General features: G+C 53.3%; 22 protein-coding genes. 13 read left to right on the forward strand and 9 right to left on the reverse strand.

Features of this window, described 5'->3' with window-relative positions; genetic code table 11:
• Positions 1-206: 206 nt before the first annotated feature.
• From KGA69_RS17745 to KGA69_RS17755, 3 genes are all read right to left on the reverse strand, one after another.
• Positions 207-1,904, reverse strand: coding sequence for an NAD-dependent malic enzyme (locus KGA69_RS17745; protein WP_015366493.1), 1,698 nt, complete (start codon positions 1,902-1,904; stop codon positions 207-209).
• A 185-nt stretch (positions 1,905-2,089) separates the two neighbouring features.
• On the reverse strand, positions 2,090-2,230 hold the full coding sequence (sra, locus tag KGA69_RS17750) for a stationary-phase-induced ribosome-associated protein (RefSeq protein ID WP_015366494.1): 141 nt from the start codon (positions 2,228-2,230) through the stop codon (positions 2,090-2,092).
• Between the two features lie 174 nt (positions 2,231-2,404).
• Entirely contained in the window at positions 2,405-3,256 is an 852-nt protein-coding gene (locus KGA69_RS17755) for a Vmh family MBL fold metallo-hydrolase (RefSeq protein WP_047048579.1), read from the reverse strand.
• 112 nt (positions 3,257-3,368) lie between these two features.
• Here KGA69_RS17755 and KGA69_RS17760 point away from each other — a divergent pair, with 112 nt between their 5' ends.
• The 6 genes from KGA69_RS17760 (at position 3,369) to KGA69_RS17785 (ending at position 9,199) form a co-directional block, all read left to right on the forward strand.
• The gene (locus KGA69_RS17760; protein WP_045394185.1) at positions 3,369-4,253 is read left to right on the forward strand and encodes a LysR family transcriptional regulator; all 885 of its coding nucleotides are present in this window, start codon (positions 3,369-3,371) and stop codon (positions 4,251-4,253) included.
• Between the two features lie 44 nt (positions 4,254-4,297).
• A complete protein-coding gene (locus tag KGA69_RS17765) occupies positions 4,298-4,729 on the forward strand; it encodes an OsmC family protein (protein WP_015366497.1) in 432 nt (143 codons plus the stop codon).
• 117 nt (positions 4,730-4,846) lie between these two features.
• Complete coding sequence (locus KGA69_RS17770) at positions 4,847-5,716, forward strand: oxygenase MpaB family protein (protein WP_213292531.1); 870 nt, start codon at positions 4,847-4,849, stop codon at positions 5,714-5,716.
• 166 nt (positions 5,717-5,882) lie between these two features.
• Positions 5,883-6,809, forward strand: a complete 927-nt coding sequence (locus KGA69_RS17775; protein WP_045394190.1) for a cation diffusion facilitator family transporter — start codon at positions 5,883-5,885, stop codon at positions 6,807-6,809.
• Between the two features lie 69 nt (positions 6,810-6,878).
• On the forward strand, positions 6,879-7,823 hold the full coding sequence (locus tag KGA69_RS17780) for a Dyp-type peroxidase (protein ID WP_045394192.1): 945 nt from the start codon (positions 6,879-6,881) through the stop codon (positions 7,821-7,823).
• A 458-nt stretch (positions 7,824-8,281) separates the two neighbouring features.
• Positions 8,282-9,199: a bestrophin family protein gene (locus tag KGA69_RS17785; protein WP_045394194.1), complete on the forward strand. Its 918-nt coding sequence runs from the start codon at positions 8,282-8,284 to the stop codon at positions 9,197-9,199.
• A gap of 38 nt (positions 9,200-9,237) precedes the next feature.
• Here KGA69_RS17785 and KGA69_RS17790 read toward each other — a convergent pair whose 3' ends face one another.
• From KGA69_RS17790 to KGA69_RS17800, 3 genes are read right to left on the reverse strand one after another with little or no spacing between them, the layout of a single operon-like run.
• Entirely contained in the window at positions 9,238-9,399 is a 162-nt protein-coding gene (locus KGA69_RS17790; RefSeq protein WP_064568862.1) for a DUF2474 domain-containing protein, read from the reverse strand.
• On the reverse strand, positions 9,399-10,409 hold the full coding sequence (gene cydB / locus KGA69_RS17795) for a cytochrome d ubiquinol oxidase subunit II (RefSeq protein WP_015705494.1): 1,011 nt from the start codon (positions 10,407-10,409) through the stop codon (positions 9,399-9,401). The genes KGA69_RS17790 and cydB overlap by 1 nt, the downstream gene beginning before the upstream one ends.
• Before the next feature lies 1 nt (position 10,410).
• Positions 10,411-11,820 carry a cytochrome ubiquinol oxidase subunit I gene (locus KGA69_RS17800; protein ID WP_015366505.1) on the reverse strand — a complete coding sequence of 470 codons (1,410 nt, stop codon included), beginning with the start codon at positions 11,818-11,820 and terminating at the stop codon, positions 10,411-10,413.
• A 453-nt stretch (positions 11,821-12,273) separates the two neighbouring features.
• Here KGA69_RS17800 and KGA69_RS17805 point away from each other — a divergent pair, with 453 nt between their 5' ends.
• Both KGA69_RS17805 and KGA69_RS17810 read left to right on the forward strand, forming a co-directional pair.
• Positions 12,274-14,574: an FdhF/YdeP family oxidoreductase gene (locus tag KGA69_RS17805; RefSeq protein WP_045394197.1), complete on the forward strand. Its 2,301-nt coding sequence runs from the start codon at positions 12,274-12,276 to the stop codon at positions 14,572-14,574.
• A gap of 161 nt (positions 14,575-14,735) precedes the next feature.
• Positions 14,736-15,632, forward strand: a complete 897-nt coding sequence (locus KGA69_RS17810; protein ID WP_045394200.1) for a LysR family transcriptional regulator — start codon at positions 14,736-14,738, stop codon at positions 15,630-15,632.
• Here the strand turns inward: KGA69_RS17810 and KGA69_RS17815 are convergent.
• Positions 15,629-16,531 carry a LysR family transcriptional regulator gene (locus tag KGA69_RS17815; protein WP_047048560.1) on the reverse strand — a complete coding sequence of 301 codons (903 nt, stop codon included), beginning with the start codon at positions 16,529-16,531 and terminating at the stop codon, positions 15,629-15,631. The two genes, KGA69_RS17810 and KGA69_RS17815, sit on opposite strands and share 4 nt — an antisense overlap.
• A 104-nt stretch (positions 16,532-16,635) precedes the next feature.
• On the opposite strand from KGA69_RS17815, the gene KGA69_RS17820 reads away from it, so the two are divergent.
• Positions 16,636-17,826: an MFS transporter gene (locus KGA69_RS17820; RefSeq protein WP_045394205.1), complete on the forward strand. Its 1,191-nt coding sequence runs from the start codon at positions 16,636-16,638 to the stop codon at positions 17,824-17,826.
• Here the strand turns inward: KGA69_RS17820 and KGA69_RS17825 are convergent.
• A complete protein-coding gene (locus tag KGA69_RS17825) occupies positions 17,823-19,229 on the reverse strand; it encodes an MFS transporter (protein WP_045394207.1) in 1,407 nt (468 codons plus the stop codon). The two genes, KGA69_RS17820 and KGA69_RS17825, sit on opposite strands and share 4 nt — an antisense overlap.
• A gap of 272 nt (positions 19,230-19,501) precedes the next feature.
• Between KGA69_RS17825 and KGA69_RS17830 the strand changes: the two genes are divergently transcribed.
• Positions 19,502-20,032, forward strand: coding sequence for an anti-virulence regulator CigR family protein (locus tag KGA69_RS17830; RefSeq protein WP_063447135.1), 531 nt, complete (start codon positions 19,502-19,504; stop codon positions 20,030-20,032).
• Between the two features lie 38 nt (positions 20,033-20,070).
• On the opposite strand, the gene KGA69_RS17835 is transcribed toward KGA69_RS17830, so the two are convergent.
• Positions 20,071-21,192: a polysaccharide pyruvyl transferase family protein gene (locus KGA69_RS17835; protein WP_063447134.1), complete on the reverse strand. Its 1,122-nt coding sequence runs from the start codon at positions 21,190-21,192 to the stop codon at positions 20,071-20,073.
• 687 nt (positions 21,193-21,879) lie between these two features.
• On the opposite strand from KGA69_RS17835, the gene mgtA reads away from it, so the two are divergent.
• The 3 genes from mgtA to mgtU are packed head-to-tail and all read left to right on the forward strand — an operon-like array spanning position 21,880 to position 24,823.
• Positions 21,880-24,612 (forward strand): magnesium-translocating P-type ATPase, encoded by a 2,733-nt coding sequence (mgtA, locus tag KGA69_RS17840; protein ID WP_047048549.1) that lies wholly within the window; start codon positions 21,880-21,882, stop codon positions 24,610-24,612.
• 21 nt (positions 24,613-24,633) lie between these two features.
• Positions 24,634-24,726 carry a protein MgtR gene (gene mgtR, locus KGA69_RS17845; protein ID WP_020078726.1) on the forward strand — a complete coding sequence of 31 codons (93 nt, stop codon included), beginning with the start codon at positions 24,634-24,636 and terminating at the stop codon, positions 24,724-24,726.
• Between the two features lie 10 nt (positions 24,727-24,736).
• Positions 24,737-24,823, forward strand: coding sequence for a magnesium transporter protection protein MgtU (gene mgtU, locus KGA69_RS24245; RefSeq protein ID WP_257880777.1), 87 nt, complete (start codon positions 24,737-24,739; stop codon positions 24,821-24,823).
• The last annotated feature ends 9 nt before the right edge of the window (positions 24,824-24,832 follow it).

Genomic DNA, 24,832 nt, shown 5'->3' on the forward strand with positions numbered 1-24,832 from the left:
GTTTTCTTTGAAAGTCACATTTTCCACTTTGCATTCCTTTGTTTGATGTGGGGTTGGAAAATGTTGCATGGGTAAGGAAAAGTAGCAAGTGTTTTTATTTATATATTGGCGTAAGAAATATCAGGAGGGAAAATATAAAGAAGCGGCAGGCGGATTGGACAAAAAAATAACCGGGCCCGATATTTGGCCCGGTTAGAGATAACGTATTAAATTGAGGTTCGGCGATAGTTGCGATATTCCGGTTGCCAGAAATTATCGCTAATGGCCTGAAGCAGCGCCTCGGCCGATGTTTTCACCGCCACGCCCTGTTCCTGAGCCACTTTACCGACAGCGAACGCAATAGCGCGCGACACGGCCTGAATATCTTTCAGTTCCGGCAGTACCGGGCCTTCGCCGTTATTCACCAGCGGCGAGTGGTTGGCTAAGGTTTCGCTTGCCGCCATCAGCATCTCGTCGGTGACGCGCGATGCCCCCGCGGCGATAACGCCAAGGCCGATGCCCGGGAAGATATAGGAGTTATTACACTGCGCGATGGCGTACTGCTTGCCTTTAACCGTCACCGGGGTGAACGGACTGCCGGTGGCCACCAGCGCTTCGCCGTCGGTCCAGGTCAGGATGTTCTGCGGTGTGGCTTCAACGCGGGAGGTCGGGTTCGACAGCGGCATGACGATCGGGCGCGGACAATGCTTGTGCATTTCACGAATAATTTCTTCCGTGAACAGCCCCGGCTGGCCGGAAACGCCGATCAGAATATTCGGCTTCACGTTACGCACCACGTCAAGCAGCGAGAGCGCTTCGTTGGTCGTATCCCAACCTTGCAGGTTTTCGCGCTTCTGCACCAGCTTGCTCTGGAACGACAGCAGATTCGGCATGCCGTCGGTCAACAGGCCAAAGCGGTCCACCATAAATACGCGCTGGCGGGCTTCCTCTTCGCTTAGCCCTTCGCGCATGATTTGCGCGATGATCTGTTCAGCAATACCGCAACCGGCGGAGCCCGCGCCGAGGAAGACAATTTTTTGCTCGCTGAGCTGGCTGCCCGCGCCACGGCTGGCGGCGATCAATGTGCCGACGGTGACCGCCGCGGTGCCCTGAATATCATCGTTAAACGAGCAAATCTCGTTACGATAGCGGTTAAGCAGCGGCATGGCGTTTTTCTGCGCGAAATCTTCAAACTGCAGCAGCACGTCCGGCCAACGATTTTTGATGGCCTGGATAACGTCATCAACGAATTGATAATACTCATCGTCGGTCACGCGCGGGTGACGCCAGCCCATATACAGCGGGTCGTCGAGCAGTTGTTGGTTGTTGGTGCCGACATCCAGCACGATAGGCAGGGTGTAGGCCGGGCTGATACCGCCGCAAGTGGTATAGAGCGACAGCTTACCGATAGGGATGCCCATCCCGCCGATACCCTGGTCGCCGAGACCGAGAATACGCTCGCCGTCGGTCACCACGATCACTTTGACGTTATGGTTCGGTACGTTTTGCAGGATATCGTCGAGGTTGTGGCGATTCTGATAAGAGATGAACACGCCGCGCGCGCGACGGTAGATTTCCGAGAAACGCTCACAGGCGGCGCCGACGGTGGGGGTATAGATAACCGGCATCATCTCATCGAGATGATTACCAATCAGGCGATAAAACAGGGTTTCGTTGGTGTCCTGGATGTTGCGCAGATAAATGTGCTTATCGATCTCGGTTTTAAATCCCTGATACTGGATCCACGCGCGTTCAGCTTGTTCTTCGATGGTTTCGACCACTTCCGGCAGCAGGCCCAGCAGGTTGAAGCTGCTACGCTCTTCCATGCTGAAGGCGCTTCCTTTGTTGAGTAACGGAAACTCAAGCAGAACCGGGCCAGCGTAGGGGATATAAAGAGAACGGTTTTTTTTATAGATGAATTGCATCGCACTAACTCCTTGATGTTCACTTCAGACCCGGGCGCGGCGATAAGCGATCGGGCTGGCAGGAAATGCAGCGGGCAGAGTATAGAGCAGATGGTAACAAAAGAAGGATGCGAAGCGTGGGATTGTCTTAAAAAAACACCATCCTGTTTAGCGGATGGTGTTTTTATCATCACTCAGCTGGAAAATTAACCACCGCGGCGTTTGCGGCCCGTAGCATGGATATGGTTAACGGTAGTTTCTTCGTCGCCTTCCAGCACCACTTTTTTCTGGCGTGAAAGCTTGTAGTTCAGACCGAGAAGATGACGTGCCTGATGGTTCGATTTCATTCTTACTCCTTAATCCTGTTCTGGTTTCAAGGACAAGCCCGACGCAAGCCGGACGAAACGTAACCCTAAGTACGCCGCGCTTTTTAACGCGACGGGATTATCGTGGTCCATTTTTTTGCGAATAGCAACCTTGCGTCGGCAGATTAAGAGCGTTCTCGATTCAGGCGCGGGCGATTACCACTTCATTTCGCCGGTGTTCACTTTCGCGCTCAACTCCAGCGAACTTTCTTCAGCGAGACCCGGATATTGCGCCTGCATGGCTTTGATGACGCTGGCGGAATCTTTATGCGCTTTCAGCGCCTGCTCGAATTTCTCCAGATAGTCGCGGGTAAAGACGATAGCCTTGTCGCCCGCCGGCGGCGTGCCGAGGTAGTGGCCCGGGATCACCTGTTGCGGATGCAGCGCGGCCATATCGTTAAGGGTCTGGCGCCACTGCTGACGGCTCGCCGCGCTTTGGGTATCGGCGGTCCAGACGTGCATGCCCCAGGCGACGCCGGTGCCGCCAAGAATCGCTTTATTCGCCGGGATCCAGACGAATGCGCCGTAGTTCTGCGGCTGACGAATTTCCACTTTCTCGCCGTCGATGGTGAAACTATCTGCGGCTAACACCTGTGGAACATAGACCTGCTTCGGCGCGCCGTCTTTCATCTGCGGGCCCCAGTAAGCCAGCTTCGCCGCTTTGGTCTCTTCAATATGCTTAACCACTTGAGGGGTCGCCACCACTTTGGCCTGCGGGAAGGCTTTCACCAGCGGCTCGAGGCCAAAATAGAAATCCGGATCGCCGGAGGTGATCACAATGTGCGTGAGCTTCTTACCGCTTTTGTTGATCATCTCAACCAGCTTTTCGCCATCTTTAACGCTGAACTGGGCGTCAAAAAGCACCGCCTCGTGCGGGCCGGAGGCCAGCGTGGAGTTCACCGCGAAGATCGCGTTCTCCTGCGGGTTGTAGGTTTGCAGGGTCAACGGCGCGGCAAAAGTGGTGGTGCTGAACAGGGCGGTGGCGATGGCCAGGGCAGATACTTTCATATTGGTTTTCTCTCTTTCAGGTGAATAGGTTTATTTTACGTCATTCTTGATTTGCGAAAATTCCTGAAAAAAGAGATGCTGAGTTTCATAAAACGTGCAGATGGATACGGATATGGATCGAGTGATCGCCGCCCAGGTATATATGCGGATATGCGAGCTGGGCAGTTTGAGCGCGGCGGCCAGGGCGCTTGGTATGTCGCGGCCGATGGTGAGTCGCTATCTGGAGCAGATGGAACACTGGGCCGGAACCCGGCTCATTCATCGTTCGACACGCAAACTGACTTTAACCAGCGCTGGCGAAAAGGTATTACAGAAAACGCGTAGCCTCACGCAATTGGCGGATGAGATCGCGGGGCAGACGGAACGCGCGGTGCCGAGCGGCACGCTGCGGGTCGCCTGCGCGCACTTTACCGCCATGCAGTTGCTCTCACCGCTGCTACCGGAGTTTTTGGCCCGCTACCCGCAACTGCGTCTCGAACTGGATATCAATAACCATCCGGTGAGTCTGATTGGCGAGCGTATCGATGTCGCCATCCGGATCACCGATAATCCGGAGCCGGGGGCGATAGCGCGGCGGCTTGGCATTTGCCGCTCGGTACTCTGCGCCTCGCCGAGGTGGCTACAGCAGCATGGCCAGATAAATTCGCCGGAGGAGCTTAGTCAACATAACTGTCTGCACTATAGCCATTTCGCCACCCCGACATGGCAGTTTACCGATCCGCAGGGTGAACCCGTGTCGGTGGCCGTCTCCGGCAATCTGAGCGCCGGGATCTCCTCTCTGCTGATGGAAGCGGCGGTTGCCGGATGCGGCATCGCCATGCTGCCGGAACTGGAAGCCCGGCGCGCGCTAAACAGCGGCGCGCTAAAGCAGGTGCTGACTGGATATACGCCAAAATCCCTGGCCGTCTATGGCATCTATCTGTCACGGGATTATCAGCCCAGCGCGCTGCCGTTGTTTCTGGAGGCCATTCAGCAACAGTTGGCTCAGGTCAGCTAGAGCTGTCTATACTTACTCCTTTAACGTCAAAAAGGAGTGAAACGATGGCAATTCATAAGAAAGGTCAGGCGCATTGGGAAGGGGATCTGAAAAGCGGTAAAGGCACCGTCTCGACGGAAAGCGGCGCGCTGAACCAACAACCTTATGGTTTTAATACCCGCTTTGAAGGTGTTAAAGGGACTAACCCGGAAGAGCTTATCGGCGCGGCCCATGCCGCCTGCTTCTCAATGGCGCTGTCATTAATGCTCAGCGAAGAGGGCTATACGGCGACCTCTATTGATACCGTTGCGGTGGTTACGCTGGATAAGAGCGGCGGCGGTTTCGCCATCACCAAGATTGCGCTGCAGAGCAATATTGTCCTGCCGGGTATCGACAAAGCGGCCTTTGATCCGATTATCCAGAAAGCCAAAGCCGGCTGCCCGGTTTCGCAGGTCCTGAAAGCCGACATCTCCCTCGATTATCAGCTCAACGCTTGATCCGTGGCGTGCCCGCGGGGACGCGGGCGCGTTGGCGTTTAAAGTCACCGTCGGCAAATGCCTGCCGCCGCGAATGGTGTTATGTTGGTGGCGTTACGGATAGCGACGGGCAACGCAATGACCAGCATACGCGGCATGATTGAATCACAGGTCCTGGGTTTAACCGGGATGGCGTTAAAAGAGATTGATTTTGAAAACCCGAAGGGCGAGCCAGGCTTATTTGGCCCGCAGTCGGCTATCTGGCAGGTACACGGCGACTTTACCTCAATGCTCTGCGGCGGCATTAGCGCGCTATTATTGCAGATGCTACATCCGCTGGCGCTGGCCGGTGTGTGGGATCATTCGCGTTTTCGCGAGGATATCTTTGGCCGTCTGCGCCGCACCAGTCAATTTATCTCAGCCACCACGTTTGGCGCTACCGCAGATGCCGAAAGATTAATCGCCAAAGTGCAGGGGATCCATCAGCGCATCAGCGGCGTTGCGCCGGACGGCACACCCTATCGCGCCAGCGATCCGGCGCTCTTAACCTGGGTTCACGTGGCCGAGTGCAGCAGCTTTATGGCCTCTCATCTGCGTTATAAGCGCACCATCGTTACTGCCGCGCGTCAGGAGCAATACTACTGCGAAGCGGCGGAGGTCGCCCGTCGGCTTGGCGCCGAAGACATCCCCGAAACGCCACGTCAGGTGGCGGAGTATTTGCAGGATATGCGCCCACAGTTACGTTGTGATGAGCGAACGCAAGAAGTGGCGCAGGTGCTGCTCAACACCCGTCTGCCGGGCCGTCTAAGCCAGCCGGTAGGGCGCTGGATAATGGTCGCCGGAATCGATCTGCTCCCCGATTGGGCGCAGCAGATGCTGGCGATCCCCATCAATCCGCTGCAGCGGCGAACCGCGAGAGTGGCGGTCAATGGCGTAGCGCGGGTGCTCCGCGCCTCGGTGCGAAATGGGGCTTATCATTGCGCTATGCGTCGAATGGCAACGTCATAAAATAAAAAAATAGCCGCTCAATGTCGGCTATTTTTAAAGCGCAATAATTCGCATTTATATATTATAACTCAGGCTATTTATTTTAAATTTATTATCAACAAGCCATTAATATTGAATATCGCTGATTCATATCAGGCTATCATCCACACTTTATTCGGGAGGGATGATGGAAAATAAAAATCAACAGAATGATAATAAATATCATCAGCGTTCACAGGCTGCGCGAAAAAGCACCCTGGTCAGCGTCGTGGTTAATCTGTTTTTATCGACCGGGCAAATTATCGCTGGCCTGTTTTCAGGATCGCAAGGGCTTATTGCCGATGGCATCCACTCTCTTTCCGATTTAATTGCTGATTTTGTGGTTCTGATTGCCAATAAGAAAAGCCGTAAACCTTCAGACAGCGATCATCATTATGGCCACTGGCGCTACGAAAATGGCGCGTCGCTGATATTGGGCGCGATTTTAATGGTTGTCGGCGTCGGTATGTTGTGGTCGGCGGTGGATAAACTACTCCATCCGGAAACCATTCAATCCGTGCATATTACGGCACTTTGGGTGGCCCTGACGGCGCTGATCGCAAAAGAGACGCTGTTCCGTTACATGCTGGCGGTAGCAAAGCGCATTCAATCGTCATTATTAATTGCGAACGCCTGGCATGCGCGCTCGGATGCGGCATCGTCGGTAGTGGTGGCGGTGGGGATCGTGGGTAACCTCGCCGGTATTGCCTGGTTGGATCCCGTGGCGGCATTGTTAGTAGGGGTATTGATTACACGAATGGGTTACACTTTTGCCGGCGATGCTTTGCATGATTTAATGGATCGCTCGGTCGACGCGCAAACCCAGAATGCGATACGCGACACCATCGCCGCAACCGGCGGCGTAGTGGGTTTGCACGATCTAAAAACGCGTAAGGCGGGCGACCTGATCCTCGTCGATGTCCATATTGAAGTTCCGGGCGAGCTGTCGGTTCGTGCAGGCCATGCTATCGCGCTGGCGGTGCGGGAAAATGTGCTCGCGCGCCATGAGGTGCTACAGGTGATGATTCACATTGATCCATACGAAGCGCCCGGCGGCGAACTGGCTCACGCGTAAACAACTTTCGACTCCTGCCTGCAGGAGCCAACGCTACCTTGCCGTTAATTGGCAATAACAGAGGATGATATGAAAATTAACGAACCTCAGGCGATTACTTTACCGCTGCCGCGAACGGCGATATTCATCGTCGCGACCGTAGCGCGCAGCGCTGAGAGCCTGAGCCGCGTGCGCGACTGGTGCGATGATTTTGCCGCGGTGGTGCGTTCCGTTGGTACCCGCATGCCGGAGGCAGGAATTTCCTGCATCTGCGGATTTGGCGCTGAGATCTGGCCGCAGTTGTTTGGTCAACCCACCCCGCAGCAACTGCATCCTTTCCGCCGCGTGGGCAGCGGAGAGCGCGTGGCGGTCTCTACGCCTGGCGATCTGCTGCTGCATATCCGTTCCGATGATATGGGGCTTAGCTTCGAGCTGGCGACGCAGTTGATGGATAAACTGGGTGACGCGGTGACGGTTGTCGATGAAGTTCACGGCTTCCGCTATTTCGACCGTCGGGCGATGATTGGCTTCGTTGACGGCAGTGAAAACCCGCAGGGGCGCGCGGCGGCGGATTTCACCATTATCGGCGAAGAAGACCCGGATTTCGCCGGAGGTAGCTACGTGATTGTGCAGAAATATCTGCACGATATGGCGGGCTGGAATGCGCTAACCGTCGAACAGCAGGAGCGTATTATCGGGCGTAAAAAAATGACCAACATCGAACTGGATGCCGACGTCAAACCAAGCTGTTCGCACAGTTCGCTGACCACGCTTGAAGAGAACGGCGAGGAGATTAAAATCCTGCGCGACAACATGCCGTTCGGCAAACCCGGGATGGGCGAGTTTGGTACCTATTTTATCGGTTATGCGCGCAGCCCGGCGCCCATCGAACAGATGCTGGAAAACATGTTCGTCGGTCGCCCGGCCGGTAATTACGATCGACTGCTCGATTACAGCCGCCCGGTTACCGGCAGTCTGTTCTTTGTACCTTCCGCGACGCTACTTGAAGAATTATCCAGCCGTCAGGCTGAATAACCCTGCATAATATCGGCCATTACGCCGCTACAGATAGTTTATTTCTCCGGCCTGCTTTGCAGGCCGTATATTGCGTGGAAAATAAAAACAGCCCATAATTAAAACACCATTAATTCATCGCTAATTAATGGCGGTTATCAACGCGATGTCGTGTTTGTGTACAATAAAATTAACCAATGGCTTAATAGATAATATCTATACCCTAAATAATTCGAGTTGCAGGAAGGCGGCGACGCAGGGAATCCCCAGGAGCTTACTCCAGTAAGTGACTGGGGTGAGCGAGGACAAATTCGTCAGGAACGAATTTGAACGCAGTTCACTGCGCCCGTAAGGGCGAGGCCCAGGGATGGGCCGAGTTATTGCCAACGCACATGCAACTTGAAGTATGACGGGTATATACCCATCATTTTTCATTAGGGTATGTACTGAGCATCATTGGGTCTTCAGGAAGTAATACAATGATCATCCGGCCAGAACAACACTGGTTTTTTCGTCTGTTTGACTGGCACGGTTCCGTGCTGTCAAAAATTGTTTTCCGCCTGCTATTGAACGTCCTGATGTCGGTCATCGCCATCATCAGCTATCAATGGTATGAACAACTTGGCATTCATTTAACCGTTGCGCCATTTAGCCTGTTGGGGATCGCGATTGCGATTTTTCTCGGCTTTCGTAATAGCGCGAGCTACAGCCGCTTCGTTGAGGCGCGTAATTTATGGGGAACCGTGCTGATTGCCGAACGAACGCTGGTGCGGCAGCTGAAAAATATCCTTCCAGCCGAGGATGAAACGCATAAAACATTAGTCAGTTACCTGGTGGCGTTCAGCTGGAGCCTTAAGCACCAGTTGCGTAAAACCGACCCGGCGGTCGACCTCTATCGCCTGTTGCCGAAAGAAAAAGTGGCGGAAATTCTCGCCAGCTCAATGCCGACTAACCGAATATTATTATTGATTGGTAATGAGTTAGGTAAGCTGCGAGAGCAGGGTAAGCTCAGCGATATTACCTACGGCTTGATGGATAATAAACTCGATGAGTTAGCCCATGTCCTGGGGGGCTGCGAACGTCTGGCGAGTACGCCGGTGCCGTTTGCCTACACCTTGATTTTACAGCGCACGGTGTATCTTTTTTGTACGTTGCTGCCGTTCGCGCTGGTGGGCGATTTGCATTACATGACGCCGTTTGTTTCGGTGTTTATCTCCTACACCTTCCTGTCATGGGATTCCCTGGCGGAAGAGCTGGAAGATCCGTTTGGCACCTCGGCCAACGACCTGCCGCTGAATGCAATGTGCAATACCATTGAACGTAATTTGATGGATATGACCGGGCAACATCCGTTACCGGAAAAAATGCAACCTGACCGTTATTACAACCTTACATAAAAAAACGCCGGGCGGGTCACCCCGTCCGGCGTTTAGTATTAGTGAGTACGCATTCCTGCCGCCGTCATCAATAGCTTAAAGAAGGTGGCGACCACGCCGAGCGCCAGCACGCTGGCCCCCCAGATAATCACCAGCCACATCAGTTTATGCCAGAACGGACGATGATGCGTCGTTAACGTTTTATCAGATTGAGTCGCCATCAATGATACCCCTCATCGGGTTTGATTTTGCCGCGGAACACGTAGTAGCTCCAGCAGGTGTACATCAAAATAACCGGAATGATCAGCAGCCCGCCGACCAGCATAAAGCCCTGACTCTGCGGCGGCGAAGCGGCCTGCCAGATAGAGATAGCCGGTGGAATAATATTTGGCCAGATGCTGATCCCAAGGCCGCTGAACCCGAGGAACACCAGCGCCAGAGTGAGTAAAAACGGCCCATAGCTGGCCTGACGATTATAGGCGCTACGGACAATCCCCCAGCAGCAAACCAGCACCAGCAACGGCACCGGCATAAACCAGATGATATTGGGGAAGGTAAACCAGCGGTGAGCGATTTCTGGGTGAGTCAGCGGCGTCCAGATGCTGATAATAGCGACCACTGCTAACAACGCCAGCGTCAGCGGGATCGCCAGCTCGGACATTTTGCGATGCAGAGCGCCTTCAGTTTTCATTATCAGCCAGGTGCAGCCCAGTAAGGCGTAGGCAATCACCAGCCCGACGCCGCAAAATAGCGGGAAGGGCGCCAGCCAGTCGAGGGTTGAGCCGCTAAATTCGCGACCCGTGACGCTGAGGCCGTTGAGCAGGGTGCCTACGGCGATCCCCTGACTAAACGTCGCCAGTAGCGAACCGCCGATAAACGCCTTATCCCACAACGGGCGATGTTCCGGCGTCGCCTTAAAGCGAAACTCAAACGCTACGCCGCGGAAAATCAGCCCCAGTAACATGGCGGTTAACGGGATGCTGAGCGCATCGATAATCACCGCGTAGGCCAGCGGAAACGCGCCATACAGCGCCGCGCCGCCCAGCACCATCCAGGTTTCGTTACCGTCCCACACCGGCGCCACGCTATTCATCATCATGTCGCGGTCGGTTTCATTTTTATTAAACGGGAACAGAATGCCGATCCCGAGATCGAAACCGTCCATCACGATATACATCAGAGTGGCAAAAACGATGATCGTGAACCAGATAATTGACAGGTCGATACCCATATTATTTTCTCCCCGAAGTATTCATAGGTTCGCGTACCGCTGACAGCGGGCGGGCAGGGGTTTGGTTCTGAGTCGGGTCCTCCGGCGTGTGCGCACTTTCCGGCCCCTTTTTTATCAGGCGAATCAGATACACGTAGCCGACGCCAAACACCGAGGCGTAAACCACGATAAAGGCCAGCAGGCTGAGGGACATATGCAGATCGCCATGGGCGGAGACCGCATCCCGGGTGCGCTGAACGCCATAGACTACCCACGGCTGGCGGCCAATTTCAGTGGTAAACCAGCCTGCCAGTAGCGCGACCAGCCCGGAAGGGCCCATCAACAGGGCAAAACGCAGGAACGGTTTTGACGTGTAAAGCCGGCCACGCCAACGCAGCCAGGCGCTGACCACGCCGAGCAGTACCATTAACATACCGAGCCCGGCCATCACCCTGAACGACCAGAAGATAATGGTGGAATTTGGGCGATCTTCTTTCGGGAAACTTTTTAAGGCCGGAACCTGTTTATCGAGGCTATGAGTCAGGATGATGCTGCCAAGATAGGGAACCTCAATTTTATATTTGGTGCGCTCCTCATCCATATCCGGCAGACCAAACAGCACTAATGGCGTGGCTTCACCCGGTTTATTCTCCCAGTGTCCTTCAATCGCGGCGATTTTTGCCGGTTGATGTTCGAGCGTATTCAGGCCGTGCGCATCGCCAATCATCGCCTGAATGGGGGCGACGATCAGCGCCATCCACAACGCCATCGAGAACATCTTGCGGATTGCCGGCGTGTCATTGCCTTTCAGCAGATGCCAGGCCGCCGAAGCGCCGACGAAAAAGGCGCTGGCAAGGAAGGCGGCGGTGGACATGTGCAGCAGGCGATACGGGAATGAAGGGTTAAAAACGACCTTCAGCCAGTCTACCGGCACCACGATGCCATTCTCGATAATGTAGCCCTGGGGTGTATGCATCCAGCTATTGGACGCGAGGATCCAGAAAGTGGAAAACAGCGTGCCCAGCGCCACCATACAGGTCGCGAAGAAGTGCAGTCCGCGGCCGACGCGATGCCAGCCGAACAGCATGACGCCAAGAAAGCCGGCTTCGAGGAAGAAGGCGGTCAGGACTTCATAGGTCAATAGCGGCCCGGTAATACTACCGGCGAACTGCGAGAACCCGCTCCAGTTAGTGCCGAACTGATAGGCCATCACCAGTCCGGAAACGACGCCCATACCAAAATTAACGGCAAATATTTTTGACCAGAAATGGTAGAGCTGGCGGTAGGTATCCTCTTTTGTTTTTAACCACAGCCCTTCCAGTACCGCAAGGTAGCTGGCGAGACCAATGGTAATAGCGGGGAAAATGATGTGGAAAGATACAGTAAATGCAAACTGTATCCTGGCTAAATAAAAGGCATCTAATCCGAACATGGCTCACCCCTGTACGACATTACTTCATTGTATTTATGGAATATTTTCTGCATAGCGGATACGGCTTTACCTGGGCAAAGCCTCCTGTTGATGACAATTAAATTACGGCGTTGACGGGCATTGAAATATGTTAATGCCCTTGATAATAAAGTTTAAAAATAATTCTTTAATTATCAAATAGGTTAAATTTAACACCCGATAGATAACATCTATTATACAACACGAAATGAGATGTTATTATTTAGTTAACGATTAAAGTTGCTCATTTCATTTTAACCAGACATTTAGTTAAACATTAAAAACAACGAGTTAACCCTGTCATTTGCTATTCATTGCAAAATGAAATGCGGTATTTCCCGCTTAATTAATGTGGTTATTTAACATCGCCGCAAAAAAACGTGACCAATGTTGTTAATAACATCCGCTAGCTGAAGAGAGTATTCAGGAGTTCATATGAATAAGAAAAAACGCGCTGTCCCCGGTGTTCATCCCTATGATGGCCCAGCGGGTGGATGGGGGGCGTTAAAAGCGACCGCCATCGCCGTGCGTACGCAAATGGACACGCTTGACGCCCCGGTCACGCTGCTGCGTACCAACCAGCCTGACGGTTTTGACTGCCCCGGCTGCGCATGGCCGGATAAAGAACATAAATCAACCTTCCAGTTTTGTGAGAACGGCGCGAAGGCGGTCACCTGGGAAGCCACCAGCAAACGCGTGACGCCAGAGTTCCTCGCTGCCAATACCGTGACCTCGCTGCTGGCGAAAAGCGACTTTGAACTGGAAGGGTACGGACGTATTACCCATCCCTTGTCTTACGATCGCGAAAGCGACACGCTGCGCCCGGTCTCCTGGGAAAGCGCGTTTTCCCGCATTGGCGAAGTATTACAGGGCATGCAGCCCGATGAAGTTGAGTTCTATACCTCCGGGCGCGCCTCTAACGAAGCGGCATATCTGTTCCAGCTTTACGCCCGCGAGTTCGGCACCAATAACTTCCCGGACTGCTCTAATATGTGCCACGAGGCGACCAGCGTCGGTCTGCCGCAATCGATCGGCATCGGCAAAGGCACGGTGTCTTTGGATGACTTTGATAAAACCGAACTGGTTATTTCCATCGGTCACAACCCCGGAACCAACCATCCGCGCATGATGGGGACGTTGCATGAACTGTCCCGCCGCGGTGTGCCGATTATCGTCTTTAACCCGCTGCGTGAAAGGGCGCTGGAGCGTTTTGCCGACCCGCAGAACGTTATTGAAATGGCGACCTACAGCTCAACTAATATCGCCTCAACCTATTTTCAGGTGAGAGCGGGCGGCGATGCCGCGGCGCTGAAAGGGATCGCTAAGGCATTACTGGAGATCGAAGCGGACCAGGGCCAGGTGCTGGACCAGGCGTTTATTAACGAGCACACCCTCGGCTTCGATGCTTTTGCCGAAGATTTACGTCAGACTAGTTGGCCGGAAATTGAGCGTGAGTCCGGATTAACCCGCGACGATCTGCAGCGCGTTGCCGTTGCCTACGCCAAATCCAACGCCACTATCGTGACCTATGGCATGGGGATCACCCAGCATAACAAAGGCACCTCTAACGTCCGGTTGATTGCCGACCTTCTGCTGATGCGCGGCAATATCGGCAAACCGGGAGCCGGGATCTGCCCGCTGCGCGGTCACTCTAACGTGCAGGGCAACCGTACCGTCGGCATTACCGAAAAACCGAGTGCGGAGTTTCTGAATAATCTTGAAAGCGTGTTTGGCTTTGCCGCTCCACGTGGACATGGTCACGATGCGGTGAAAGCGCTGCAGGCAATGGTTGCCGGCGAAGCGAAAGCGCTTATCTGTCTTGGCGGTAATTTCGCGGTGGCGATGCCGGATCATGAGCAGGCGTTCCCGGCAATGCGCGGGCTCGATCTTAGCGTGCACATTGGCACCAAACTGAACCGTTCGCATCTGCTGGTGGCGAAAGAGACCTTTATTCTGCCTTGTCTGGGCCGCACCGAACTTGATATGCAGGAGAGCGGACGTCAGTCGATTACCGTGGAAGATTCGATGTCGATGGTCCACGCTTCATCCGGCAAACTGAAACCGGCCTCTGACCGACTGCGCTCGGAACCGGCTATCGTCGCCGGGATGGCGACGGCGACGCTGCCGAACAGTAAGATCGACTGGTTATCGTTGGTGGCGGATTACGACCGCATCCGCGATCTCATCGAGCACACTATCCCCGGATTCGAGGATTATAACGAACGTATTCGTCATCCGGGCGGTTTCCGAATGCCGCTGCCGCCAACCGAGCGGATCTGGCCGACGCCGACCGGCAAAGCGATGTTCTCGGTGTTCAAAGGCGTCCATGAGAACAGCCGGGTTGACGGCGACGACGTGATGAGGCTGGTTACGCTGCGCAGCCACGATCAGTACAACACCACGATTTACGCGATGGACGATCGCTATCGCGGAGTGTTTGGCCGCCGCGATGTGCTGTTTATGAACGAGCAGGATATGGCCGAGCAGGGGCTGGAGCATGGCGACCGCGTCGATATTTTCACCGCGCTGCCGAACAGCGATCTGCGCCTCGAGGATATCACCGTGGTTGCATACAGCATCGCGCCGGGCACCGTTGGCGCCTATTACCCGGAAGCCAACGTGCTGGTGCCGCTGGATTACATCGATGAAGAGAGCGGAACGCCGTCGTACAAGTCAGTTCCTATCCGCCTGACGCTGCGTTCGAAAGAGGTGCGCGCCGTTCCCGGTCTGCGTTAATTTGCTGAATGTTGCCAGTGGCCTAAGACCGGGCCACTGGCAAATGGCATCTTGAAATAAGCCCCCACCGCAAGTAACATTTAAATAACATATCTTATCGCAGCTGTGTTCTGCATCGCGTCCACGAATGACCAGCGGACGTCACTATTCTGGAAGTTAAGATGGACATTAAACAGCTGAAATATCTGATCGCGCTCGATCAGACGCGCCATTTCGGTCAGGCCGCGGCGGCCTGTCATATCACCCAACCGACGCTTTCAATGCGTATTCGCAACCTGGAAGACGAACTTAATCTCACGCTGATTCAGCGCGGCCAACGCTTCGAAGGTTTTACCCCGGAGGGGGAGCGCATTCTGGCCTGGGCGCGGGCGCTGCTGGCGGCGCACGACGGCCTGGCGGCAGAAGCGGCGATTTGTCGCGGCCAGATGGTTGGCCAGTTACGCGTAGGCATGGTGCCGTTAGCCAGCCTGAACCCTATGCAGCTTATCAAACCGCTGGCGGAAAAATACCCTGAACTGCAGTTCAGTCTGCTGTCGATGACCTCTGAGCAAATTATCGACGGCGTCAGCCGTAATCAGCTCGATCTTGGCATCTGCTATCTGCACCACGTCGATAGCGAATTATTTAACGTCACCTGGCTGCCGAAAACGCGAATGGGCCTGCTGCACGACAGTCGCCATTTCCAGTTTGACGCCGGTATCCCCGAGTGGGAGACATTAGCGGGACTGCCGCTGGGTTTCCTTACCAAGGGAATGTATTATCGTGAATCGATTGAAATGAGCTTCAAAGCCAAAGGGTTAACGCCGAAATATGTCTTTGAAAGCGATTCGACATTTCAGATAATCCAGGCGGTCCAGGCCGGGATCTGTTGTGCCATCATGCCGCTCAATAACGGCCTGGAGGCGTTGAGCGACAACCTGGCGATTATTCCCATCGCGGAAACCGAGGTTGACTCCACGCTTGCGCTCATCATGCGTAACCAGGAGCCGGTGTCGTCGCTGGCGGAGAAGTGCTTCGCCGATGCGCAGGCGATTTTCGGCGAAACGTCAGAAACTTAATCGGCGGCAAAATGCTGTTGCATGAAATCGAGCCAGACGCGAGAACGAGCGGGTAAAAAGTGGCGTTCGCGATACAGCGCCATGAGATGTAGCGGTGCCGCCGGTAGTTCCAGTTCAATCACCTTTAACTGACCTGAGGCGATAAACGGGCGGCAAGCCTGTTCAGCAAGGATGGCGAAACCCACGCCGGCGACGGCGGCATGAAGAGCGATCTCTCCGCTATTCACCCGAAAATGGGCCTGTACGTTCACTTTTTTAAACGCGTTCTGTGCGGTGATGAATTGCCAGGCTTGCCCCTTCAGCGCGCTGACGGTGGTGATGCAGGGAAGCGAGGCAAGCTGCTCGCAACGTACTGGCTGTCCGCATTTTTCCAGCAGCGAAGGCGCAGCGACAACACAACAGGGAAACGTCGCCAACGGCCTGGCGATATAGCTGGCATCCTCCATTTTTCCACGGACGATGGCGACGGCAATATCAATATCATCTTTAAGCGCATCGGCACCGGCAAGGCTGACCACGCAGCTTACTTCGATTTTGGGATAACGCGTGGCGAACTGCGCCAGCAGGGGGCCAAAAAGCGTCGGTCCAATTTCGTTAGGCAGACATAAGCGCAACAGCCCCTCAGGATCGGCCTGCTGTTGAGTCAAGGCCGCTTCGGTTGCCGCGAGCTCATCGAGCAGGGGACGCATGCTGTTAAAAAAAGCCTGTCCGGCATCGGTGAGATGCATGTGTCTGGTGCTGCGCTGGATAAGCCGCAATTGCAGTTTTTCTTCCAGTTGAGAAATCTGGCGACTGACATTTGACGAAGGCATACGTAACGCCCGCGCCGCCCCGCTGAAGCTGCCGTTTTCCACGACATTCACAAACACGCGTAGTGCATTCAAATCCAGTTTACTCACCGCCGATTATCCCATTTTTGATAATTAACCCGCCCATTTTTACCGCCTTATGCGCTTTTTTACTAGCCGATAAACTGATGCTCCCCCTGATGAGAGGACGTGTAATGACCATAAATCTACGACGAATGGGTGCGATTATCGCTTTTATCCAATTTACCAACGCGCTGGAATATATGATTTTCAATCCGCTATTTGTCTACATGGCGCCAACTTTCCAGGTGCCGGTGAGCTGGGCAGGTTATGTCAGCGGTATATACACGCTCGCATCGGTCATTTCTGGCATTGGCGCGTGGCGCTGGGTGGGGAGGCTTAATCCGCGAACGTTTCTGCTGGTTAATATGGCGTTACTGGGAGCGTTAACGCTGATGGTGCTGGCCACCCAGCATTTCATATTACTGTTGGTGCTGCGCTTTTTTGCCGGGATCTTTGGCGGAATGACGATGGGGGTGGCCAGCAGTTTATTGATCAACGCGGCGGACCAGCAACAACGCGCGCGCTTGTTGGCAACGGTCATTTCGGCCTTTTCGCTGGTCAGTATTATCGGCATGCCCGCCATGTTGTTTCTCTGCGCACGTTTCGGCTGGCAGACGGCGCCGGCATTGATTGGCGTTCTCTGCCTGCTGGCGCTTATCATGATCTATGTTGGCCTGCCGAAGACTTCCGGCTGTGCAGGCTCTGGTACAAAGATACGCATCACGCCAACGATGCTGTTATTCGCCAGCGGCAATGCGTTAACCCAGTTTAGCCCGATGCTATTACTGCCGATCCTGGTGCCTTTGCTGATGGGCAATATGCGGGCAAGCAGCGAAGCGCTACCGTGGTTGTTCTTTCTCGGCGGTATAGCGGGATTCGCGGCGACAAAGTTGAGCGGCAGTCTGTGTCAACGCTTTGGCGGCTATCGGCTGAGCCTGGCGGCAACCGTAGTTTTTATCATCAGTTTGCTGATGGTGCTTTGGCTGGACGGTGCGAGTTGGCTGTTCATGATTGCCTTCCTGGGAGCATCTTATAGCCGGCTGGTTGCCTCCTCGGCGGTGGCGATTCGGTTCCCGGACGATACCTGGCGAGCGGGATTTACCACTTTGCAAGGAGGTTTCATGTCCTTCAGTACGGCGATTGCTTTTGTGCTCTGTTCAGTGTGGCTGGCCGACGGCGAGATGAGTCAGCAGGCGTCTACGGGGTTGATTGCATTTAGCGGAGCTAGCGCCTTGCTGCTGCCATTTTTACTGCGCTATCAAGAAAAAATACTCGTACATAACGCCGCCGAACGGGTAACCGGCGGCGTTGGTGAGCTTTAAATATTTTCCAGGCGAATTCCCCGGGTTCTTGGCCCAAATATGCCGACCGACAGCATAACCATCAGCATACTGGCGACGATAAAACTAATCACCCCTGGCGTTCCGGCATATTGCAGGATCACACCAATCATAATACTGGTGACCGCGGTAGACAGACGGCTAAAGGAGTAACAAAAACCTACCGCCCGGGCGCGTATATGGGTCGGGAAAACTTCGGCCTGGTAGGCGTGATAGCTGATGGTGAGCCAGGCATTAGACCAGGTGATCATAAAGCCGCAGATAACCAGCAGTATCGGGTTATTTTGTAAAGCGAACAGTGTGCCGAAGATGACCGTCATTAGCGCTGACAGGACAATTTGCCATTTGTTTTCAAAACGATGGACGAAACGAGTGCAGAACAGGCAGCCAAGCGGGTAGGCCAGGGTGATAAAGAAGGCGTACAGCAGGCTATGGGTAATACTGGCGCCCTGGCCGGAAAGCAGCGCGGGCAGCCAGTTACCGAAACCAAAGAAGCCGATGGCCTGGAAGAAGTTCATCACCATTAACATGAGGGTGCGTTGCCGGTACTGCGGCGCCCAAATTTCTTTAAAATTACCGCGTTGCGGCGCCGATACCGCCGGGCTGGCATGGCGCCGGGAAGGCGATAAACCGCAGCGTTGCTCCATTTCACCCATGACCCGGTGCGCGTCATCGTGGCGGCCTTTGCTTTCCAGCCAGCGGGCGGATTCCGGCAGCTTTTTGCGGATGACCCAAATGACCAATGAGCACAGTGCGCCAAGAATAATCACCCAGCGCCAGCCGCTCAGGCCGAGGATGGTCATTGGCACCAGTAGCCAGGACATCAGCGCCACTGTCGGTACCGAGAGAAACTGAATGAAGAAAGCATACGCGAAGGCTTTATTGCGTAAATGCGTCGGCATCCACTCGCTGAGATAAGTATCAATAGTCACTAGTTCAATTCCCAGGCCGATCCCGACCAGGAAACGAAAGAAAATGACCCCTTCAGCGCTATTTTGCAGCGCCATAATCAGCGAAAAGATGCCATACCACGCCAGCGCGAACATAAAGGTCAGACGGCGTCCGAGCCTGTCCGCCAGCGGCGCGAGCAGGCTGGCACCGATAAACAAGCCCATAAAGGTCGAAGAGGCGAAGGCCGCCTGATCCGCGATACCGAATACCCCGTCTTTCCCGGTATGGAAAATATTCTCGGCGAGCAGGCCGGTACTGATATAACCGGTCTGGAACAGGTCGTAGAGTTCGAAAAAGCCGCCTAATGCCAGCAGTGTGATAAATGACCATAGACCGGGCGAGGAGGGCAGAGCGTCGATACGCGCGGTTAAGCTGTCGGGATGTTGTCCTGGCGGGCTAAAGGAGGCGTCGCCGAGAACCTGGGTGGTAGACATATTATTATTTTCCTCAGGAGAAATGTTTGCCTGCTAATGTTAATTGGTTGTTAATGGTTTTAAATTTTTAATTGTTAGCGGCATCACGATTTAACAGTCAGAAATCATGCTTAATGCGTTTATAGATGGCAAATATGCTGGTTTTTTGCCTGGCGTAGCGGCGGAATTGAAGTAAACGACCGGTGATGGAAATCAGAATAAGTGAAATGGTATCGTTGGCGAATATCACCTACATTTGCAGCGTGTACTCTGTGCATTTAAAGGAAAAGATCATGTTAAAGCGTCAGGTAGTAAAAGCAGCGTTGGCTATGGTGCTGTCCCTAACAATGGCTGCGGCACCGGCGCTTGCTAATCCCGGAAACGGTAATGGCAACGGTAATGGCAACGGTGGTCATGGTAATAGCGGCAACCATGGCAATAGTGGTAATAACGGCAACCATGGAGACAAAGGCAACAATGGCCATAGCGTCGGCCAAAGCGATAACGGCGCTGGCAAGGGACAGCGTAAGAACTACGGCAAACCGGATCACGTCAACAGTGATATCAGCTATACCACCGCTCGCGCGCTAGCGGTGAACTATGGCTTAACCGGCTATCAGGCGCTGCCTCCGGGGATTGCGAAAAATCTCGCGCGTGGAAAACCATTACCTCCGGGTATTGCCAAAAAAGCGGTGCCTGCCACGATGCTCAACCAATTACCTTATTATCCCGGCTATGAATGGCGGGTCGTCGGGGACGATCTGGTTCTGATTGCGCTCAGTACCGCTGTGGTCACCGCGATTATTAATAGCGTATTTGATTAAACTGAAGCCCCCGGCGTTGCCGGGGGACTGGAGTGTCGTTATTCCTGATACAGCGCCAAAGCCTTGTTTAACTTGGCGGAGGCGATATTACTGAGTTGCGCATGAAAATCGTCATTGATTGTTGAGTGTAAATTACCGGCAAGGGTGTCTGCCGATTGCACATTCCAGCCGGTACCCAGCAGGCTCAACGATTCGTGCTTGTTCTTATAATATTCACTATCAATATTAAGTGCGGTGCCTTTAATTCCAAGGCAAGCGCCTACCAGATGGTGATGAAAACGGGTACTAATAATCTCACCATCAGCCTGAACCGGGATACCTCCATGCCAGACATGCGAGAAAGGATAAAACTGAATATCAGGGATGGCCTTCTGCAGTTCGACAAATGCCGTGTTGTCGGCGCCTGGAATAGCTTCTATATAACCTATTTTCTTGCCGCATTGATGCTGTTGCTGAAGGTAATCGGCAACCAGGGAAACAAGCTTTTGAAATATATCGTCTTCAGAAAGTTCATTCTGAATACAGCATAAAATATCCGGCAGATCGGGGCTATTGTTTTTGGATACCACATCCAGGTCATAACCCAGGAACACATCGTCCTGAGTATTTTCAACCGCAAATCGACTGGCCGTTGCAGGATCGCGAACGGAAAAATAATCAAATGAGGTTATCGCATCGTTAAAAATTTCAGCGGCAAGGAACTCTTCGTGCGGGTAAATGCTGATGCCGGTGGCAATCGTTTTAGCTTGCGAGACCTGTTTTAGCGCCTGGCAAGCGAACAGGATGGCATAGTTTTCTTTCCAGTTGGCATTGATATAGCCACCGCCGAGAATATGTACAATATCAGCAGAGCGTAAAATATCGATATTCAGGTCAATATCAGGAGAACCATAATCCTTAATAAGACTGGCAGTTTTATTATTTATATCATTTAGAATATCTACGGAACGCCAGCAGATTTTCCACAAGGTATTAATGGCTTTGAAGTTGGGATGATACTTCATAAACAACGATTGCACGTTACCTGGTTCAGGGGTATCTAACCAGACTTCATACTGTGGATAATTTTTATAAAGGAAAGATAGCCAGGTGGCGGTGATTAATTCATCGCCATAATTTGGTCTTCCGGAACATGAAACCAAATAAACTCTCTTGCTCATACCGTTTCCTTTACGTGGTTGTGTAAATTTGCTTAAATTATGATGGTATTTTGTACAGATAAATAAATAATGCGAATATTTAAGATGTTAATATAAATAACGTTTATCGTATAGGTATGTTGTCTGATTTGGTGATGGGGGTGGCACAATGTTCACGATAAGAGTTGTATGATGGCGGTCTGACGCATGGGCAGCCGACACGATTGTGCGCTGTGACTCCTCTGACGAGAGAGGTTAAACGAGAGCAAATCTAAACCAAACCTCACTGACGGGCTTACGGAGCTTTACTCCCGGCAAGTCACGTCTATACTAAGCACAACTTCACACAGGAGAGATATGTTGGACAGTCACCCTTATTTAAACATCAAGGCAAACTGACGCTATCTATTCTGCGCTGTTTGCCAACCGGCAGGCAGCAATCCTTTCCCGAACCCGATTGCCTCCTGAGAACTGGAATTCGCTTTTTTGCGAGGTAATTCATCATGCTATTGTTTTTTTACGCACTGTTCCCTCCGCCTTTGCCGCGGTAATACACGCTCATATTAGCCATTAAGGCTCTCTCACTGCGGTTTGGCTAACCTCGCAGGGATATTTAATACGCGCAATTATGAGTGTGAAAAAAATAACATCTAACTATGCATAATTTATTTATGCAGGGACTACCACATCTAAATTTGGGGATGAATCATGACTGACATGAAATTAGAAAACCGGAATACCAACCGGTCTGCGTCAGAAAATGATAAGCAGCATAAAAAGAGCTTTGCGATTGAAACGGAGGCCTTTAATAGCCCGGATCACACGCTGTCGCGTTTAAATAGCAGTCGGCAGGGGCTAACGACCGCCGATGCGCTGGAGCGGCTGGAAGACTATGGCCGTAACGAAGTGGCACGAGAAACCGCGCCGCCGTTTTTTATTCAATTACTGCAGGCATTTAATAACCCGTTTATTTACGTGCTGATGGCGCTGGCGGCAGTCAGTTTTATTACCGATTACTGGCTACCGCTGCGTAATGGTGAAGAGACCGACCTCACCGGAGTTATTATTATCCTGACGATGGTGAGTCTGAGTGGTCTATTACGCTTCTGGCAGGAGTTCAGGACCAATAAAGCCGCGCAGGCGCTAAAATCCATGGTCCGTACCACCGCAACGGTACTGCGTCGCGGGCCGGGAAATATTGGCCCCAGCCAGGAGGAAATACCCATTGAAGAGCTGGTGCCGGGCGATATTATTTTTCTTGCCGCGGGCGATCTGGTGCCGGCAGATGTTCGTCTGCTGGAATCACGGGACCTCTTCGTCAGTCAGTCCATTTTAAGCGGTGAATCGCTGCCGGTGGAAAAATATGACCTCATGGCCAGCGTTTCAGGTAAATGCAGCGATCGTTTACCGACGCCGGATAAAAATAAAAGCCTGTTAGAGATGGGCAATATCTGTCTGATGGGGACGAACGTCACCAGCGGCAGGGCGCAGGCGGTGGTGGTGGCGACCGGCGACCGGACCTGGTTTGGCTCACTGGCAAAATCGATCGTCGGCACCCGCACGCAGACCGCCTTCGATCGCGGGGTGAATAGCGTCAGCTGGCTGTTAATCCGCTTCATGTTGATTATGGTACCGATCGTGTTGTTGATTAACGGTTTCAGCAAGGGCGATTGGGTTGAAGCCTCGCTATTCGCCCTGGCGGTGGCGGTCGGTTTAACGCCTGAGATGTTACCCATGATCGTCAGTTCGAACCTGGCGAAGGGCGCGATTGCCATGTCGCGACGCAAGGTGATCGTTAAACGTCTTAATGCCATCCAAAACTTTGGTGCAATGGATGTGCTGTGTACGGATAAAACCGGCACCCTGACCCAGGACAATATCATTCTTGAGCATCATCTCGACGTCGGCGGCGCGGAAAGTAATCGGGTATTAATGCTGGCGTGGCTGAATAGCAGCAGCCAAAGCGGAGCGCGTAATCTGATGGACAGGGCCGTGCTCCGTTATGGGGAAGGCCGGCTGGCGCCGACGGAAAAAGAGCGCTTCGTTAAGCTTGATGAATTGCCATTCGATTTTGTACGTCGCCGCGTATCGGTCTCGGTGGAAGACAGCCGCTATGGCGATAAAAGCCTGATTTGCAAAGGGGCGGTTGAAGAGATGCTCGAAGCCGCGACCCATATCCGTGAGGGCGACAAGATCGTTGAACTGGATGCGCTGCGCCGGGAACTGCTGCTGACGAAAACCGAAGATTATAACGCTCAGGGCTTCCGGGTATTGCTGGTCGCTACCCGCAAGCTGGACGACACCGCGCTAAACGTGCCGCTCACCGCCGCCGATGAACAGGGGCTCACCGTTGAGGGCATGTTAACGTTTCTCGATCCGCCGAAGGAAAGCGCGGGCAAAGCCATCACCGCACTGCGTGATAACGGTGTCGCGGTTAAGGTGCTTACCGGTGATAACCCGGTCGTAACGGCGCGGATTTGTCTTGAAGTGGGAATTGATTCGCACGACATTCTCACCGGCCAACAGGTTGAGTCAATGACTGACCGCCAGCTTCAGCAGGAGGTCGAGAAACGCGCGGTGTTTGCCAAACTGACGCCGCTGCAGAAGTCGCGCATTCTACAGATGCTACAGAAAAATGGCCATACCGTTGGTTTTCTGGGCGATGGCATTAACGACGCGCCGGCGCTGCGCGATGCCGATGTCGGTATTTCTGTCGATAGCGCGGCGGATATCGCGAAGGAGTCCTCGGATATTATTCTGCTGGAAAAAGACCTGATGGTGCTGGAAGAGGGCGTTATTAAAGGACGCGAGACCTTTGGCAACATTATCAAATACCTGAACATGACCGCCAGCTCCAACTTCGGCAACGTGTTTTCGGTGCTGGTCGCCAGCGCCTTTATCCCGTTCCTGCCGATGCTGGCTATTCATCTGTTGATCCAGAATCTGATGTACGACATCTCACAGCTGTCGCTGCCGTGGGACAAAATGGATAAGGAGTTTTTGCGTAAACCGCGCAAGTGGGATGCGAAGAACATTGGCCGCTTTATGCTGTGGATTGGCCCCACGTCGTCGATATTCGATATCACCACCTTTGCTCTGATGTGGTACGTCTTCGCCGCCAATCATGTGGAGGCGCAGGCGTTGTTCCAGTCCGGCTGGTTTATCGAAGGGCTGCTGTCGCAGACGCTGGTGGTGCATATGTTGAGAACGCAGAAAATACCGTTCATCCAGAGCCGCGCGACGCTGCCGGTACTGCTCACCACCGCCGCCATTATGGCCATCGGCATTTATATCCCATTCTCGCCGCTTGGCGCCATGGTGGGGCTTGAGCCGCTGCCGCTGAGTTATTTCCCGTGGTTGGTTGCCACGCTGCTGAGCTACTGCCTGGTGGCGCAGGGTATGAAACGTTTCTATATCAAGCGCTTTGGCCAGTGGTTCTGATGACAAAAAGGAGGGATGACGATGAATCGTTCACCGGAGGATCTCATCGCCTGGATGTTTTTACTGGCCGGTTTGCTGGTACTGGCGCTGGCGATACGGCAAATCTTTGAATAGCGGGGGGACTATGCGCAAAACATCATTAGACCCAATCTTTATCCAGGCTGTGTTGATGATGGTGGTGATAGTCTTACTCACCGTCTGGATTAGGTAGTTTAAGGCC

This window comes from Klebsiella sp. A52, from assembly GCF_018388785.1.
Lineage (GTDB): Bacteria > Pseudomonadota > Gammaproteobacteria > Enterobacterales > Enterobacteriaceae > Klebsiella > Klebsiella aerogenes.

Bases quoted from the DNA above. Each gene is read 5' to 3' on its own strand.
- KGA69_RS17745 (WP_015366493.1), bottom strand. From the start codon at position 1,904: ATGCAATTCATCTATAAAAAAAACCGTTCTCTTTATATCCCCTACGCT.
- sra (WP_015366494.1), bottom strand. From the start codon at position 2,230: ATGAAATCGAACCATCAGGCACGTCATCTTCTCGGTCTGAACTACAAG.
- KGA69_RS17755 (WP_047048579.1), bottom strand. From the start codon at position 3,256: ATGAAAGTATCTGCCCTGGCCATCGCCACCGCCCTGTTCAGCACCACC.
- KGA69_RS17760 (WP_045394185.1), top strand. From the start codon at position 3,369: ATGGATCGAGTGATCGCCGCCCAGGTATATATGCGGATATGCGAGCTG.
- KGA69_RS17765 (WP_015366497.1), top strand. From the start codon at position 4,298: ATGGCAATTCATAAGAAAGGTCAGGCGCATTGGGAAGGGGATCTGAAA.
- KGA69_RS17770 (WP_213292531.1), top strand. From the start codon at position 4,847: ATGACCAGCATACGCGGCATGATTGAATCACAGGTCCTGGGTTTAACC.
- KGA69_RS17775 (WP_045394190.1), top strand. From the start codon at position 5,883: ATGGAAAATAAAAATCAACAGAATGATAATAAATATCATCAGCGTTCA.
- KGA69_RS17780 (WP_045394192.1), top strand. From the start codon at position 6,879: ATGAAAATTAACGAACCTCAGGCGATTACTTTACCGCTGCCGCGAACG.
- KGA69_RS17785 (WP_045394194.1), top strand. From the start codon at position 8,282: ATGATCATCCGGCCAGAACAACACTGGTTTTTTCGTCTGTTTGACTGG.
- KGA69_RS17790 (WP_064568862.1), bottom strand. From the start codon at position 9,399: ATGGCGACTCAATCTGATAAAACGTTAACGACGCATCATCGTCCGTTC.
- cydB (WP_015705494.1), bottom strand. From the start codon at position 10,409: ATGGGTATCGACCTGTCAATTATCTGGTTCACGATCATCGTTTTTGCC.
- KGA69_RS17800 (WP_015366505.1), bottom strand. From the start codon at position 11,820: ATGTTCGGATTAGATGCCTTTTATTTAGCCAGGATACAGTTTGCATTT.
- KGA69_RS17805 (WP_045394197.1), top strand. From the start codon at position 12,274: ATGAATAAGAAAAAACGCGCTGTCCCCGGTGTTCATCCCTATGATGGC.
- KGA69_RS17810 (WP_045394200.1), top strand. From the start codon at position 14,736: ATGGACATTAAACAGCTGAAATATCTGATCGCGCTCGATCAGACGCGC.
- KGA69_RS17820 (WP_045394205.1), top strand. From the start codon at position 16,636: ATGACCATAAATCTACGACGAATGGGTGCGATTATCGCTTTTATCCAA.
- KGA69_RS17825 (WP_045394207.1), bottom strand. From the start codon at position 19,229: ATGTCTACCACCCAGGTTCTCGGCGACGCCTCCTTTAGCCCGCCAGGA.
- KGA69_RS17830 (WP_063447135.1), top strand. From the start codon at position 19,502: ATGTTAAAGCGTCAGGTAGTAAAAGCAGCGTTGGCTATGGTGCTGTCC.
- KGA69_RS17835 (WP_063447134.1), bottom strand. From the start codon at position 21,192: ATGAGCAAGAGAGTTTATTTGGTTTCATGTTCCGGAAGACCAAATTAT.
- mgtA (WP_047048549.1), top strand. From the start codon at position 21,880: ATGACTGACATGAAATTAGAAAACCGGAATACCAACCGGTCTGCGTCA.
- mgtR (WP_020078726.1), top strand. From the start codon at position 24,634: ATGAATCGTTCACCGGAGGATCTCATCGCCTGGATGTTTTTACTGGCC.
- mgtU (WP_257880777.1), top strand. From the start codon at position 24,737: ATGCGCAAAACATCATTAGACCCAATCTTTATCCAGGCTGTGTTGATG.